Origin of the sequence: uncultured Microbacterium sp., assembly GCF_947488465.1 — a bacterium.
Classification (GTDB): domain Bacteria; phylum Actinomycetota; class Actinomycetes; order Actinomycetales; family Microbacteriaceae; genus Microbacterium.
On sequence record NZ_CANKZA010000001.1, the window covers coordinates 641,648 to 656,382 of the forward strand.

At 67.9% G+C, this 14,735-nt stretch carries 18 protein-coding genes; 1 reads left to right on the forward strand and 17 read right to left on the reverse strand.

From position 1 onward, the window contains the following. Positions 1 to 29: 29 nt before the first annotated feature. The 17 genes from nusB to Q0653_RS03190 all read right to left on the reverse strand — a co-directional run bounded on the left by nusB (position 30) and on the right by Q0653_RS03190 (position 14,287). On the reverse strand, positions 30 to 440 hold the full coding sequence (nusB, locus tag Q0653_RS03110; protein ID WP_261605392.1) for a transcription antitermination factor NusB: 411 nt from the start codon (positions 438 to 440) through the stop codon (positions 30 to 32). Between the two features lies 1 nt (position 441). Next, positions 442 to 1,002 carry an elongation factor P gene (gene efp, locus Q0653_RS03115; RefSeq protein WP_298742386.1) on the reverse strand — a complete coding sequence of 187 codons (561 nt, stop codon included), beginning with the start codon at positions 1,000 to 1,002 and terminating at the stop codon, positions 442 to 444. Between the two features lie 213 nt (positions 1,003 to 1,215). Further along, the gene (locus Q0653_RS03120; protein ID WP_298942499.1) at positions 1,216 to 1,674 is read right to left on the reverse strand and encodes a type II 3-dehydroquinate dehydratase; all 459 of its coding nucleotides are present in this window, start codon (positions 1,672 to 1,674) and stop codon (positions 1,216 to 1,218) included. A 1-nt stretch (position 1,675) separates the two neighbouring features. Next, a complete protein-coding gene (locus Q0653_RS03125; RefSeq protein WP_298942501.1) occupies positions 1,676 to 2,215 on the reverse strand; it encodes a GNAT family N-acetyltransferase in 540 nt (179 codons plus the stop codon). Continuing rightward, positions 2,212 to 3,294: a 3-dehydroquinate synthase gene (aroB, locus tag Q0653_RS03130; protein ID WP_298742383.1), complete on the reverse strand. Its 1,083-nt coding sequence runs from the start codon at positions 3,292 to 3,294 to the stop codon at positions 2,212 to 2,214. Before aroB ends, Q0653_RS03125 begins: the two co-directional genes overlap by 4 nt. Next, positions 3,291 to 3,824 carry a shikimate kinase gene (locus Q0653_RS03135; protein ID WP_298742382.1) on the reverse strand — a complete coding sequence of 178 codons (534 nt, stop codon included), beginning with the start codon at positions 3,822 to 3,824 and terminating at the stop codon, positions 3,291 to 3,293. Before Q0653_RS03135 ends, aroB begins: the two co-directional genes overlap by 4 nt. Then, positions 3,821 to 5,032: a chorismate synthase gene (gene aroC / locus Q0653_RS03140; RefSeq protein WP_298942504.1), complete on the reverse strand. Its 1,212-nt coding sequence runs from the start codon at positions 5,030 to 5,032 to the stop codon at positions 3,821 to 3,823. Before aroC ends, Q0653_RS03135 begins: the two co-directional genes overlap by 4 nt. Before the next feature lie 4 nt (positions 5,033 to 5,036). Then, complete coding sequence (locus Q0653_RS03145) at positions 5,037 to 5,864, reverse strand: shikimate dehydrogenase (RefSeq protein WP_298942506.1); 828 nt, start codon at positions 5,862 to 5,864, stop codon at positions 5,037 to 5,039. Positions 5,865 to 5,868: 4 nt separating this feature from the next. Continuing rightward, positions 5,869 to 7,224 carry an endolytic transglycosylase MltG gene (gene mltG, locus Q0653_RS03150; protein WP_298942508.1) on the reverse strand — a complete coding sequence of 452 codons (1,356 nt, stop codon included), beginning with the start codon at positions 7,222 to 7,224 and terminating at the stop codon, positions 5,869 to 5,871. Further along, positions 7,224 to 7,697 carry a Holliday junction resolvase RuvX gene (gene ruvX / locus Q0653_RS03155; protein WP_298942510.1) on the reverse strand — a complete coding sequence of 158 codons (474 nt, stop codon included), beginning with the start codon at positions 7,695 to 7,697 and terminating at the stop codon, positions 7,224 to 7,226. The genes mltG and ruvX overlap by 1 nt, the downstream gene beginning before the upstream one ends. Beyond that, the gene (gene alaS, locus Q0653_RS03160) at positions 7,694 to 10,360 is read right to left on the reverse strand and encodes an alanine--tRNA ligase (RefSeq protein ID WP_298942512.1); all 2,667 of its coding nucleotides are present in this window, start codon (positions 10,358 to 10,360) and stop codon (positions 7,694 to 7,696) included. Before alaS ends, ruvX begins: the two co-directional genes overlap by 4 nt. A gap of 60 nt (positions 10,361 to 10,420) precedes the next feature. Continuing rightward, complete coding sequence (locus Q0653_RS03165) at positions 10,421 to 10,738, reverse strand: ATPase (protein WP_298742377.1); 318 nt, start codon at positions 10,736 to 10,738, stop codon at positions 10,421 to 10,423. Positions 10,739 to 10,893: 155 nt separating this feature from the next. Beyond that, positions 10,894 to 11,523, reverse strand: a complete 630-nt coding sequence (rpsD, locus tag Q0653_RS03170) for a 30S ribosomal protein S4 (RefSeq protein WP_298742376.1) — start codon at positions 11,521 to 11,523, stop codon at positions 10,894 to 10,896. A 181-nt stretch (positions 11,524 to 11,704) separates the two neighbouring features. After that, positions 11,705 to 12,073, reverse strand: a complete 369-nt coding sequence (locus Q0653_RS03175; protein ID WP_298942515.1) for a hypothetical protein — start codon at positions 12,071 to 12,073, stop codon at positions 11,705 to 11,707. Next, positions 12,064 to 12,363, reverse strand: a complete 300-nt coding sequence (locus Q0653_RS03180) for a hypothetical protein (protein ID WP_298742374.1) — start codon at positions 12,361 to 12,363, stop codon at positions 12,064 to 12,066. Before Q0653_RS03180 ends, Q0653_RS03175 begins: the two co-directional genes overlap by 10 nt. Then, entirely contained in the window at positions 12,360 to 12,899 is a 540-nt protein-coding gene (locus Q0653_RS03185; RefSeq protein ID WP_298942517.1) for a PadR family transcriptional regulator, read from the reverse strand. The genes Q0653_RS03180 and Q0653_RS03185 overlap by 4 nt, the downstream gene beginning before the upstream one ends. Positions 12,900 to 12,943: 44 nt before the next feature. Continuing rightward, positions 12,944 to 14,287: a replication-associated recombination protein A gene (locus Q0653_RS03190; RefSeq protein WP_298942520.1), complete on the reverse strand. Its 1,344-nt coding sequence runs from the start codon at positions 14,285 to 14,287 to the stop codon at positions 12,944 to 12,946. A gap of 117 nt (positions 14,288 to 14,404) precedes the next feature. Here Q0653_RS03190 and Q0653_RS03195 point away from each other — a divergent pair, with 117 nt between their 5' ends. Continuing rightward, positions 14,405 to 14,680 carry a dioxygenase gene (locus Q0653_RS03195; protein WP_298942522.1) on the forward strand — a complete coding sequence of 92 codons (276 nt, stop codon included), beginning with the start codon at positions 14,405 to 14,407 and terminating at the stop codon, positions 14,678 to 14,680. Positions 14,681 to 14,735 lie beyond the last annotated feature (55 nt).

Sequence of the window (14,735 nt, forward strand, 5' to 3'; positions counted from 1 at the left end):
CCCTCCTCGCGATGTCGGCGAAGGAACGGTCAGTTGGCCCGCGTGATGCGAGCGAGCACACCGTGGATGAACGAGCCGGAGTCGTCGGTCGAGAACTCCTTCGCGAGCTCCACTGCTTCGTCGATCGCGACCGCGGCGGGAACCTCGTCGTTGTGGAGCAGTTCCCACACCGCGATGCGGAGGATCGCGCGGTCGACGGCCGGCATCCGCTCGATCTTCCAGTCGCGTGCGTGCGTGATGATCTGTTCGTCGATGTCGTCGTGGTTGTCGAGCACCCCGTCGACGATCTCGCGGGCATAGAGCCACGACGCTTCACGCGCCGGCTCACTGGCCGCGCGTTTCGCCTCGACCGCGAGGGTCAGGGCGAGATCGTCGCCGCGGACATCGGACTGATAGAGGATGTCGAGGGCGCGCTTGCGCGCCTTGCTGCGGGCGCTCAACTCAGTTGACGCGGCCGAGGTAGTCACCCGTACGGGTGTCGACCTTGACCTTGGTGCCCTGCTCGACGAAGAGCGGCACCTGGATCTCGTACCCGGTCTCGACCGTGGCAGGCTTCGTGCCCGCCGACGAGCGGTCGCCCTGCAGGCCCGGCTCGGTGTAAGTGATCTCCAGGACGACGGATGGCGGAAGCTCGACGTAGAGCGGGTTGTCGTTGTTCAGCGCGATCTGGACCTGCTGGTTCTCCAGCATGAAGTTCTTCGCGTCGCCGACGGTCGCGGCGCCCACGGTGAGCTGATCGTAGTTGTCGACGTCCATGAACACGAAGCTGTCGCCGTCGTTGTAGAGGTAGGTGAAGTCGCGGCGGTCGACGTTCTCGATGTCGATCTTCGCGCCGGCGTTGTACGTACGGTCGACGACCTTGCCGCTCATGACGTTCTTGAGCTTGGTGCGCACGAACGCACCGCCCTTGCCGGGCTTGACGTGCTGGAACTCGATCACGTTCCACAGCTGTCCGTCGATCGAGAGGACGACGCCGTTCTTGATGTCTGCGGTGGATGCCATGAGCGTTCTTCCGTTCTGAAGGGTGCGGGGGCGCTGCGCCTGCGGGAGTCGCGGGCGGGCCGACAGTCGATTCTACGGGATTGGCGGCGCCTGCACCGGAATCGGGCAATGTCATCAGAATCGGATGCCGCGGTCCCCTGCATCCGAATCCGGTGACAATGCCCGAATCTGCGGCATCCGATGGCGAGGTCCGCCGTGCTGTCCCGGCGGGAATCAGCCGTCGGCGCGGCCGGTGATCGTCTCGATCAGGAGCCGGGTGGCGCGGGCGTAGCCGGCAACCCCCTCTCCCACGACGTGCACGGCGGCGACATCGTGGATGTAGGAAAAGTGGCGGAACTCCTCGCGCGCGAAGATATCGGAAATGTGGATCTCCGCCACGGGTAGCGCGACGCCCGAGAGCGCATCGCGGAGGGCGACCGAGGTGTGCGTGAGGCCACCGGGATTGATCAGGATGCCGGCACAGTCCTCGCGCGCGGCGTGGATCGCGTCGATCAGCACGCCCTCGTGATTGGACTGGATGGCCCGCACCTCGAAGCCGAAGCCAGAAGCGGCGTCGTGAGTCAGCCGTTCGACGTCGGCGAGGGTTTCGGTCCCGTACACCTCCGGCTCTCGCGTGCCGAGGAGATTGAGGTTCGGCCCGTTGACGAGCAGGAGGCGGCGCGGAGTGGACACGTCAGAACCCTATCGGGCGGCGCATCTCGATCTCCGCTCCGATCACACTGGTGAACGTGACGCCGGTGGGGAGAAAACCGTTCTTCCGATAGGCGGCTTGTGCGCGGGAGTTGTCCGCGTGGACGTCGAGGAACAGGTCGTTCGCCCCGTGCGCTGTCGCCCATCCGACTGCCGCATCGAACAGTTTCGCCAGGATGCCCGTGCCCCGATGATGGGGAGCGACGAACACGCCGACGACGTCGATACGTCGGTCGGCGACGATCCGGTCGAGGTGATCGCGGGCGCCGGCGTCGCGCAGGAGCACGGTTGCAGACGCGACCCACTCCTCGTCCACCTCCGCAACGAACTGCGCAGCCTCATCGCTGAGCGCAGCCCCGGCGGTGCGCTCACGCCAGAATGCCTCGTCGCGGGCGAGTTCCTCCGCGCGCGACGTGAGAAAGGCGATCGCCGCGTCCGGATCGCTCACCGCCTCGATCCGGAGGTCTCGCACCTCGCGCCACTCGTGGAGCCGGACGCGCCGCACACGGACGGCAGCCGTCACCCCGCGACTTCTTGGTATGCCGCGAACAGTAGCGACTCGTCGGGTGCCTGCAGAACGGTCGGCTTGCCGATGTCGTCCAGCACGATGAAGCGCAGCATCGCGCCGCGTGTCTTCTTGTCGCGCTGCATCGTCGCGAGCAACTGCGGGAACGCGCCGGCACGGTAGGAGGTCGGAAGGCCCAAGAGCTCGAGGATGTCACGGTGCCGCTGGGCGGCGGCATCCGACAACCTGCCCGCCAGTCGCGAGAGCTCGGCGGCGAACAGCATGCCGACCGAGACGGCGGCCCCGTGCCGCCATCGGTACCGCTCGGCGTGTTCGATCGCGTGGCCGAGTGTGTGCCCGTAGTTGAGGACTTCACGCAGTCCCGCTTCGCGCAGGTCCTCACCGACGACGCGCGCCTTCATCTCGATCGCCAACTCGATGCACCGGCGGAAAGCGTCGCTGCGCGGGTCGACGGCGGCAGTCGGATCGGCCTCGATGAGGTCGAGGATCTCGGGGTACCAGATGAACCCCGCCTTGACGACCTCGGCGAAACCGGCAACGCGCTCGTTGTCGCTCAGAGTGTCGAGGAGATCGAGGTCGCAGATCACCGCGCGCGGAGTCCAGAATGCGCCCACGAGGTTCTTACCTTCGGCCGTGTTGATGCCGGTCTTGCCCCCGACGGCCGCGTCGACCATCCCGAGCACGGTCGTCGGAACCTGCACGAGCTGCACGCCGCGCAACCAGGTCGCCGCGACGAACCCGGCGAGATCGGTGACCGCTCCCCCGCCGAACCCGACGACCGCGTCGGTGCGGGTAAAGTCAGCCTGCCCCAGAACCTGCCAGCAGAAGGCCGCGACCTCGACCCGCTTGCCCTGCTCCGCGTCGGGGATCTCCGCGAGCAGCACCTGGCGCTCGCCCGAGGCCTGCAGGAGCTCACGCAGGCGACCGGCAGCTTCGGTCAAGGTCGGCGGGTGGACGATCAGCACCTTGCGCACGTCCGGCGCGAGCGCATCCGCGACGTCGGCCAGGATGCCGCGCCCGATCCGGATGTCGTATTCGCTGTCGCCGCCCACGTGGATGGTCGTGGTCTCGGTCATGCGTCCTCCTCGATGCGGGCGTGCCGGTCGTGCTCGTGTACCCAGTCGACGATCCCCGTCACGATGTCGGCCAGCGGACCGCTCGACGTGTCGAACGTGACGTCGGCGATGGCCTCGTAGGTCGATCGACGCGCGTCGTAGATGCGTGTCCACTGTGCGACAGGGTCCTCGCCGGCAAGCAGCGGGCGCGCGTCGCCGCCGATCCGGCCCGCCACCACGTGCGGCTGGACGGTCAGCAGCACGACGCGGTGCGCGGCCAGCGCCGCGCGCGTGGCGGCATCCATCACCGCACCTCCGCCGAGCGCCACGACCCCTCCGTCCGAGAGCGCCTGGGCGACTGCCGCACGTTCCAGAGCGCGAAAGTGTGCTTCACCGTGGGTCGCGAACAGCTCCGGGATCGGACCGTGGTCGCGGACGACGATCTTGTCGGTGTCGGCGAAGGGAACCTCCAGCGCCCGAGCGACACGTCGACCGATGCTCGTCTTCCCGGCGCCCATCGGGCCGACGAGGACGACGGCGGGGCCGGTCATCCGAGCGTGTCGTCGCTGTCGGTGGCGCTCTGCAATCCCTCCGGGATCGCGGCGAGGTAGGACTGCAGGTTCCGACGGGTCTCGGACACCGAGTCGCCGCCGAACTTCTCCAGCACCACTTCTGCCAGCACGATCGCGACCATCGCCTCGGCGACGACGCCGGCTGCCGGTACAGCGCAGACATCGGAGCGCTGATGGTGGGCGGTCGCGGCCTCGCCGGTGGTGACATCGACGGTACGAAGGGCATGCGGCACGGTGGCAATCGGCTTCATGCCGGCGCGAACCCGCAGGACGGTTCCGGTCGACATGCCGCCCTCGGTTCCTCCCGCCTTGTCGGACGATCGAGTGATCCCCGATCCCGTGCCGAACAGCTCGTCGTGCGCGGCCGAGCCGCGGCGACGCGTCGTCTCGAAGCCGTCGCCGACCTCGACTCCCTTGATCGCCTGGATGCTCATGATCGCCTGCGCGAGTTTGCTGTCGAGTCGTCGGTCCCACTGGACGTGCGATCCGAGTCCCGGCGGCAGACCGTACGCGAGCACCTCGACGATGCCGCCGAGCGTGTCGCCGTCGCGGCGCGCGGCGTCGACCTCCTCGACCATGGCAGCCGACGTCGCAGCATCGAAGCAACGCAGCGGGTCGGCGTCCAGAGCCTCGACATCCTCCGGCATGGGCAGAGCGCTGCCGGACGGCACCTGAACCGGGCCGATCGACAGCGTGTGACTGACGAGTCGGATGCCGAGTTCGCCGAGGAAGGCGCGCGCGACGGCACCCAGGGCGACCCGCGCCGCCGTCTCCCGCGCGCTCGCGCGCTCGAGGATGGGACGTGCCTCGTCGAAGCCGTACTTCTGCATGCCGACAAGATCGGCGTGCCCGGGGCGCGGGCGGGTGAGCGCGGCACTGCGACCGCGCGAGCGATCGGTCAGTTCGACCGGCTCGGCGCTCATGACCTCGCTCCACTTGGGCCATTCGGTATTGCCGATGCGCAGCGCGATGGGACTTCCCATGCTCAGGCCGTGGCGGATGCCGGAGGAGATCGTGAGTTCGTCTTCCTCGAACTTCATCCGCGACCCCCGGCCGTAGCCGAGTTTGCGGCGGGCGAGGTCGGCTTGGATCGCCGCACGGGAAATCGGGACGCCGGCCGGCAGTCCCTCCATGAGGGCGACGAGTTCTGGGCCGTGCGATTCGCCGGCCGTGAGCACGCGGAGCATCCGTCTAGTCTCCCATGAGCGCGCGGCGCATGACGGCCACAACCGACGGTTCGTCCGGGAGGGGCTCGTCCGGGTTGCCGGTCGCGAAGATGCGAATCTGCAGCACCGCCTGGTGGAGCAACATGCCGAGACCGTTGATCGCGGTGTGCCCCACCCGTTCCCACGCCGCCGCGAGGGCGGTCGGCCAGTGACCGTAGACCACGTCGTAGAGGATGCCACCTCCCGCCGCGAGCACATCCGAGAGCGTATCGGGCAGGGTCGCGCCGCCGGGAAGCGTGGAGATCGTGAGCGGGTGGGCGGGGTAGGCACCCGCATCCATCGACACGGGGGTGACCGTGAGTCCCAGCCGGGTTCCGAGCGCGCGCAGGGGCTCGGCGGCGTCCGGACGCCGCGCGACGACGTCGATGTGCGTTGTCCCGAGCTCGGCGAGGGCCACCACCGCCGACGTCGCGGTCGCCCCGGCACCGATGAGTCGTGCGGTCTCCGGACTCGTCACACCGTGGGCGCGGAGGTCTGCCACGATGCCGCCGACATCCGTGTTGAACCCGGCCGGACCATCGCCGCCGGGACGCAGAAGCAGGGTGTTGACGGCCCCGGTGAGCTCCGAGCGCCGATCACGGACCGCCGCAGCCGTCCACGCCGCGCTCTTGAGCGGGAAGGTGACCGAGACCCCATGAAGCTCGGCACCCCTCAGCGCCGGGGTGAAGTCTGCCGTGCCCACCTGGCGCCGGTCGTATTCCCAGTCCCAGCCGAGCTGCGCATACGCCGCACGATGGAGGGCCGGCGACAGGCTGTGATCGATCGGGTCGCCCCAGACCTCACAGCGGGTCACGCCGTCAACACCCACGGTTGTCGTTGTCGGCGCACCACTGATCCCACTGAGCGATGCCCTGTTCGTGCTCGGCATAGGTGGCGGAGAAAATCGTCTCGCCGGTGTCCATGTTCCAGGTGACGAAGTACAGCCAGTCGCCCTCCGCCGGATGCATCGCCGCGTCGATCGCGGTGTCGCCCGGATTCGAGATCGGTCCCGCCGGGAGACCGTCGACGACGTACGTGTTCCACGGGTTCGGATCTTCGAGCGCCTCCGCCGAGGAGCTGGCCGTGCCGTCGTGCAGCTCATTGAAGCCGAACTGGGCAGACGAGTCCATCTGCAGCTTCATGCCGTCAGCCAGACGATTCGCGATCACTCGCGAGACCTTGTAGAAGTCTTCGTCCAAGCGCGCTTCCCGCTGGATGATGGAGGCGGTCGTCAGAATTCGCTGCCGATCGGCTTCCGGAACGCCGGCGGCATCCAACGACGCGACCGAACGATCAACGAGTGTCTGGATCACCTGAGGGGCCGTCGCGCCGGGATCGAACGTATAGGTCGCGGGAAAGAGCCAGCCTTCCAGCGACGAGGCCGCGACTCCGTACGCGGCAGGATCCACGACGGCCGCTTGCAGATCTGCCAGGGGCAGGCCGATGCCGTCCGCGAGGAGCGGCAGACTCTGCTCGACGGTCAAGCCTTCGCGCAGCTGCGCCGTGTACTCCTGCTTGTTCGCCGGGTTCAGGAGCGCCTCGAGCGCAGCCGCCGACGTCATCTGCTGCTGCATCGAGTAGACCCCCGGCTGGAAGGTCGGATTCTGCGCGGTCGCAATCAGGTGGTCGTAGAACGCATCGGCCGTCTTCGTCACCCCCGAGTCGAAGAGCGTCTGTGAAATGGAGGCACCGTTGTCGCCGCTCACAATCGTCACCGACACCTCGCCGGTCGCCATTCCGGCTTCGTAATCCTTGGGCTCTTCCCAGCCCATGAACGCGCGGATCTTGTCTTCGTACGTATTCCAGACATAAAACCCGCCTGCGGTCAGGCCGCCGAGAAGCGCCAGGACGACGCCGAACACCACCCACCCGGCGATGCGGCTCTTGCGCCGGTCACGCCGCAGGCGGGCGACGTGTTCCCGCTCGCTCACGTCGTCGACGAACAGGGCATCAAGCGGTGCGCTCTCCGGGACGCGATCGGCCACAGGCTGATCGGCCGACGCGGCGATCGTCTCCGGCGGGGTGGCGGATCCGTCCCCACGTTGGGCTGCGGCGCGCGCTTCTCGCCGACTCGGCGGGGATGCGGACGCGTCGCCCCCTCCCCGCTGATTCGGGTCGGGCAGCTTGCTGAACAGATCCGCGAACTGATCGTCGTTCGGCGGGGATTCGGGCATCAGGCGGACTCCTGCGTATCGGGGAGCAACTCTCCGGTCGGGGTACCGGTGCTCTTCTCGACGTCGATCGCCTGCTGGAGCAGGACGACCGCGGCGACCTGGTCGACAATGCTACGAGACGAACGCTGGGAGCGCCCAGAAGATCGCAAAGCGGCGTGCGCGGACACCGTGCTCAGTCGTTCGTCGACCAGGCGCACCGGCCGGCCGGCCACCTGCTGTATCTCGCGGCCGAAGTCGCGCGCATCCGCCGTCGATGCCGTCTCGTGTCCCGAGAGCCCGATCGGCAATCCGACGAGAATCTCGAGTGCGTCGTACTCGTCCGCGAGCGCGGCAATGCGCGCCGACGCCGCATCCGTCCGCGGAACCGTCTCGACCGGAACGGCCAGCATGCCGTCCGGGTCGCACCGGGCGACTCCGACGCGTGCCTTGCCGACATCCACGCCCAGTCGCACTCCGCGACGGAATCCGCTCACGCGGCCGACGCCTCGAGGCTCCGAACGATCGCGGCAAAGGCATCCGGCAGAGCCGCTGCATCCGCGCCACCGCCCTGGGCGACGTCATCACGGCCGCCCCCACCACCGCCGAGAACGGATGCCGCGGTCTTCGCGAGCACCCCGGCCTTCGCTCCCGCAGCGCGGGCGGCGTCGTTGGTCGCGACGATCACGACCGGACGGTCGCCGACGATTGCGCCGAGCGCGACGACACCCGCCTGGGCACCGAGGCGGTCCCGCGCCTGCAAAGCGACCGTCCGCACGTCATCCGCCGAAGCGGCGGCGCCGATCGACTGCGCGATGACACGGAACGCACCGACGGGCTGCGCTGCCTCGACGAGCTGCGGAAGCCGATCGCCGAGCGCTTTCGCCTCGAACTGCGCGATCTTCTTCTCCGCCGCTTTCAGGCTCGCGGTCAGCTCGGCGATGCGAGTCGCCAACTGGTCTTTCGGCGTCTTGAGCGAGGTGGTCAGCTGAGAGACCAGTGCGCGCTCGGCGGCGAGTTCGCGGAAAGCGTCGAGCCCGACGAGCGCCTCCACGCGACGGTTCGATGCCCCGACCGATGCCTCCCCCACGAGGCTGATCAGACTGATCTCTGCGCTGGAGGCCACGTGCGTGCCTCCGCAGAGCTCGCGCGACCACGGTCCGCCGATGTCGACCATGCGCACCGTCTCGCCGTATTTCTCGCCGAACAGAGCCATCGCGCCGAGGTTCTTCGCCTCGTCGAGCGAGAGAACCCGCGTGGTGACCTGGAGGTTGTCGCGCACGGCGTTGTTGGCGATCTCTTCGATCTCGGTCTTCGTCGCGTCGGACAGCGCCTGACCCCACGAGAAATCGAAGCGCAGATACCCGGCGCGGTTCAGCGAACCGGTCTGCGTGGCGGAGCCCCCGAGCGTGTCGCGGAGCGCGGCATGGATGAGGTGGGTCGCCGAGTGCGCTTGCTGCGCCGCACGTCGGTTGACGGCATCCACGACGCTCGTCGCCGGCTGATCGACCCCGACCTCACCCGAGACGACCTCGACGGTGTGGCTGATGAGGCCCGGCACGGGCTTTTGGACGTCGATCACGTCGAGTTCGAAGCCGGGGCCGACGATGACGCCGCGATCGGCGACCTGACCACCGGATTCGGCGTAGAGGGCGGTCTCGGCGAGGATCACTTCGGCGATCTGCCCCTGCGAGGCACGCTGGACGGGCTGCCCGTCCACCAGCAATCCGAGCACACGAGAGTCGGTCTCGAGTTCGGTGAAGCCCGTGAACACGGTCTCACCCGGCGCCCGGAACGTGCGATAGACGCTCGTATCGGCCAGCTGACGCTTGCGTGAACGCGCATCGGCCTTGGCGCGCGTGCGCTGCTCGTGCATGAGCGCATCGAAGGCCGCGCGGTCGACCGAGAGGCCGGCTTCCTCAGCGATCTCCAGTGTCAGGTCGATCGGGAACCCGTAGGTGTCGTGCAGCAGGAACGCTTGCGAACCCGACAGCTGCGCTTCGCCGGCCGTCTTCGTCTGGCTCAGCGACTCGTCGAGAAGCTCGGAGCCGGCGGCGAGTGTGCGCAGGAACGTCGCTTCTTCCGCGAGGGCGTACTGCTCGAAGCGCGCGTACTCCGTCTCAACGATCGGGTAGGCCTCTTTCATCGCGTCGCGGGATGCCGCGAACAAGACACCGAAGGTCGGCCCGTCCACACCGAGCAAGCGCATCGCGCGGATCGCGCGGCGCATGAGACGGCGCAGGATGTATCCGCGGCCCTCGTTGGAGGGGGTCACACCGTCGGAGAGCAGCATGAGCGACGAGCGCACGTGGTCGGCGATCACGCGGAAGCGCACATCGTCGTCGTGGACCTCGCCGTAGGTCTTACCGGAGAGCGCGACCGCGGCATCCAGCACCGGACGCACCTGGTCGGTCTCGTACATGTTGTCGACGCCCTGCTTGATGAACGCGATGCGCTCCAGGCCCATGCCGGTGTCGATGTTCTTCGCGGGAAGTTCGCCGACGACGTCGAAGTCGTACTTCGAGCGGACATTCGTGATCTGGTACTGCATGAACACGAGGTTCCAGATCTCGACGTAGCGGTCGTCGTCGGTGGCAGGTCCACCGTCGATGCCGTAGGCCGGACCGCGGTCGTAGAAGATCTCGGAGCAGGGACCGGCCGGCCCCGGCAGACCGGTCGACCAGTAGTTCGTGTCTTTGCCGAGGCGCTGGATGCGCTCCTCGGGGAGATCGGTCAGCGTCAGCCAGAGGTCGTGTGCTTCGTCGTCTTCCTCGTAGACGGTGACCCAGAGGTCCTTGGGGTCGAATCCGAGCCCGCCGTCCTCTTCGGCGCCGGTCAGCAGTTCCCACGCGAATCCGATCGCGCCTTCCTTGAAGTAGTCGCCGAACGACCAGTTGCCGAGCATCTGGAAGAACGTGCCATGGCGCGGAGTCTTGCCGACCTCTTCGATGTCGAGCGTGCGGATGCACTTCTGGTTGTCGGCGGCACGACGATACGGCGCCGGGACATCCCCGCTCAGATACGGGATGAACGGGACCATGCCGGCCACCGTGAACAACAACGCCGGGTCATCGGTCACGAGCGAGGCCGACGGCACGATCGTGTGCCCGTTCTTCTCGAAGTAGGTGAGGTAGCGCTGGGCGATTTCGGCGGTCTTCATGTGTTCCTCGGGCGTGCGTGCGGCACCGGACGCCCGCAGCGGGCGCCCAGATGCGCGTGATCAGTCGGTGAGCTTGGCGGCCGTGTCGCGGACGGCGTCGGTGGCCGCGGCAACCGTGTCGTCGACGGCATCCTTCGCATCGGCGGCCACGCTCTGTGCGGAATCGATCGCGCCGGCCGCAACGTCCTTGACGTCGGCGACGAGACCGTCGATTTTCGCCTCCTGAGCGCGATACGCGTCACCGATGCGATCGGTGAACTCGCTGATGCGAGCGTCGACATCGGCCAGCACTTCGTGGCCGCGGGGGTCCTTGTTGACCAAATGGGCGGCGACGAAACCACCGGCGATGCCCAGCACGAACCACGCGAATCTCTGCATGGCTCCATGCTATGCGGAAACGCCGAAGGGCGCCGGGGTGAACCGGCGCCCTTCGGGTTGCTGCAGTGACGAAACGTCAGCGAGCTGCGGGTTTCGATACGCTCGCTGCGCGAGCTACTCAACCACCGACTACGCAGCACGCTGCCGACGAAACGTCAGCGAGCTGCGTAGTACTCCACGACGAGCTGCACGTCGCAGGTCACGGGGACCTCCGCACGCTTCGGGCGACGCTCGAGGCGCGCCTGCAGCTTGTCGAGCTCGACCGAGAGGTACGAGGGAACCGGGGGCAGAACCTCGGCGTGACCGCCGGCGGCTGCGACCTGGAACGGCTCGGTGCCTTCGCTCTTGGCCTTGACGTGGATGAGCTGACCCGGCTTCACGCGGAACGACGGGCGGTCGACGAGCTGGCCGTCGACGAGGATGTGACGGTGCACGACGAGCTGGCGAGCCTGCGCGGTGGTGCGGGCGAAGCCGGCACGCAGCACGAGGGCGTCCAGACGCATTTCGAGCAGCTCGACCAGGTTCTCACCGGTCAGGCCGTCCTTGCGGCGCGCCTCGTTGAAGGTGTTCCGCATCTGCTTCTCGCGGATGCCGTACTGCTCGCGCAGACGCTGCTTCTCACGGAGACGGACGGCGTAGTCGCTGTCCTGCTTGCGCTTCGAGCGGCCGTGCTCACCGGGAGCGTACGGGCGCTTCTCGAGGTACTTGGCTGCCTTGGGGGTCAGCGCGATGCCGAGGGCTCGCGACAGACGCACCTTGCGGCGGTCCTGGGACTTCGTAGCCACGAAGTATTCCTTCCTTCACGCGGCCGTGACTGTCACGGCCTGCGGACGTATCTCCCGCTCCTCGCCCTGCTCGAAACTGCACGCCGGGGCACGCCGAGAGGTCTGTGTCAGAGAAGGGGGATGCCCGAAAACTTGGTTTCGAGCCGTTCTAGCCTATCAGAGGCGCCACGAGGGGTCGGCTTCACTGCAGGGCGATGACAAGAGTCGCCGAGGCCAGCACGACACAGGAACTCGCCATCGTCCAGCGTTCCGCGCGCGAACGCGAGGCGAGATTCATCACGATGCCCACGCAGAAGTACCCGAAGAGCACCCACACGACGATCCTCGCGACGTCACTGGGCGCAGCGCTCGCACGGTCGACGAGCGCCCACGCGAAACCGGCGTACAGGAGCACCGAGGCCGCACTTGCCGCACGCAGCCGCGCCGGCAAGACCCGATGCGCCCCGCCCCAGACGAGTTCTCCGAACGGGGCTCCGCACGCCACGGCGATCTGGAGAAGCGCGAGCGCCCCGAGGATCGTCAGCGCAACCGCCAGTGCGGTCAGTTCCATAGGAACACCGCGAAGAGAAAGATCGCGTAGGTCACGCCACCGGCGACCGCCAGAGCCTGAGAGACCCCCGACCATCGTCCACGAGCGGCGGCGACCGCGAAGGCGCCGCCCAGGAGCGCCCACACCAGCTGATGTCCCACGTCGAGCACGACGCGACGGAATCCGGTGGCATCCGGAACCTCCACGCCGTCCCCCACCGTGGCGAACAGGATCGCCACGGCACTCGCGCCGAGCGCGGCGGCGAGGTACCAGCGCCGCCGCCCGCGGGGCGCGGACGTGTCGGCGGTCATGAGAAGGCCTCCTCGAGTTCGACCAGCCAGGCGAGCAAGGTGTCGTGTGCCCGCACCCCGTAGTCGAGTGTCGCTCGTTGCGGAACGTAGAGGCGGCGTGCCGCCGCATCCAGCTCCGCAGCCTGCATGTCCACCGCGCGCGCGACGCTCAGCAGAGTCTCGCGCGACGCTTCCACTTCGGCGCGGATCCCGGTGAGCACGTCGCGCTGCTCCCCGGAACTCTCGAGTCGACCGAGCAGGAAGACTTTCGCCAAAGCCGTGGTCTCGGCATCCGACCCGCTCGGGGTCGGCGCATGCATCCACTCGCGCCACGCGATCCGGCCCGCGTCGGTGATCCGGTAGAGCTTGCGCCCCCGGGCACTCCCGGGTTCGGCGTGGATGCTCGCATCACCGGCCTCGACGATGCGTCGGAGCGCCCGCTCGATGCTCCCCGAGCTCGCACTGTAGAAGTGCGACAAGCCCGAACTGAAGCGCTTCTGCACGTCGTAGAGCGAGAGGGGCCCCGACAGCAGGAGTCCGAGGATGACGGGATGCATACGCCGAATATATCCCTCAGGGGGATATCAGCGCCACCCTTCCGTCAGTCCCCCAGAATTTTGCGAATCTTCTCGACCCTCGCTGCGATGTCGCGCTCGACTCCGCGCCCGGTCGGCTCGTAATAGCGACGGCCGCGGAGCTCGTCGGGCAGATACTGTTGCGTCGCGACACCCACCTCCAGGTCATGCGGGTAGATGTAGCCCTTACCGTGGCCGAGACGCTTCGCACCGGGATAGTGCGCGTCGCGCAGGTGCGGCGGAACCCGCCCGAACCCGCCGGCGCGCACGTCGGCGATCGCGGCGTTGATCGCCGCATAGGCCGCATTCGACTTCGCCGTCGTCGCGAGATAGGCCGTCGCTTCGGCCAGCGGAATGCGCCCCTCGGGCATGCCGATGAAGGCGACCGCGTCGGCAGCGGCCACCGCGATCTGCAGCGCCTGTGGGTCGGCGAGACCGATGTCTTCGGCGGCGGAGATCACCAGGCGCCGGGCGATGAACCGCGGGTCTTCGCCCGCTTCGATCATCCGAGCGAGATAGTGCATCGCCGCGTCGACGTCGGACCCGCGGATCGACTTGATGAACGCACTGATGACGTCGTAGTGCTCGTCGCCCTGCCGGTCGTACCGCAGCAGCGCACGATCAACCGCTTGCGCGACGTGCTCGGCGGTGATGGTCACACCGGCCGCCTGCGCGTCTTCCTCATCGCCAGCGGTGGGGAGGACCATGGATGCCGCCGCCTCGAGCGACGTGAGTGCGCGACGGGCGTCGCCCGACGCGAGTTGCACGAGTGCTGCGCGCGCGTCGGGCGACAAGACAACGCGGCCGTCGAGTCCTCGCGGGTCGGCCACGGCGCGGTCGATCAGCACCCCGAGGTCGTCATCGGTCAAGGGCTGAAGAGTCAGAAGAAGAGAGCGGGACAGCAACGGCGAGATGATCGAGAAAGACGGATTCTCGGTCGTGGCCGCGATCAGGATCACCCAACCGTTTTCGACTCCGGGTAGCAACGCATCCTGCTGAGCCTTCGTGAAGCGGTGGATCTCATCGAGGAACAAAATCGTCGATGCCCCATACAGATCGCGCTGTGTCATCGCATCCTGCATGACCTCGCGGACGTCCTTGACCCCCGCAGTCACCGCCGACAGTTCAACGAACCGACGACCTGAGGTGCGCGCGATCGCCTGCGCGAGCGTCGTCTTGCCCGTCCCCGGCGGGCCCCACAGGATCACGGAGACGGCCGTGCGCGCGGCGCCGGCCGGATCGGCGAGGGCGACCAGCGGTGAACCCGGGCGCAACAGATGGGCTTGACCGGCCACCTCATCGAGGGAGACGGGTCTCATCCGCACCGCCAAGGGGGTCTGGCCCTGGAAGAGAGCGGATGTCGATGCCACCCGACCAGGCTAGTCGCGACCACCGACAGCGCGGCGTTTTGTCGCGTGCGCGCACGGCCACGTAGGCTTCGGGTAGGCGTTGTGCAGCCCCGGATCTCCGGGAATGAGGGAGGTCCCGTGGCGACGGGTGCAGGAAAGAACCAATCGCGTGTCGCGAAGGAGCGGACGCGGCTGTATCAGGCACGTCACGAGTTCCATGACGGACTCCTCCGCCGCCGACGTCGGGACAACCTCATCGCGGGCGTCGCCGGCGGCGCGATCATCCTCGCCGTCATCGGCGGACAAATCGCGTACTACACCGTCGGCCCCGGCACTCCGGTACCGGAGCCGACCACATCGCCGAGCCCTACCGCGACACCCCTCGCGACACCCACCCCCACTCCCACCCCCTGAAATCGGCCGCCGTACTAGGCTGTGACCCGACCAAACCCCCATGCGGCGTGCGCCG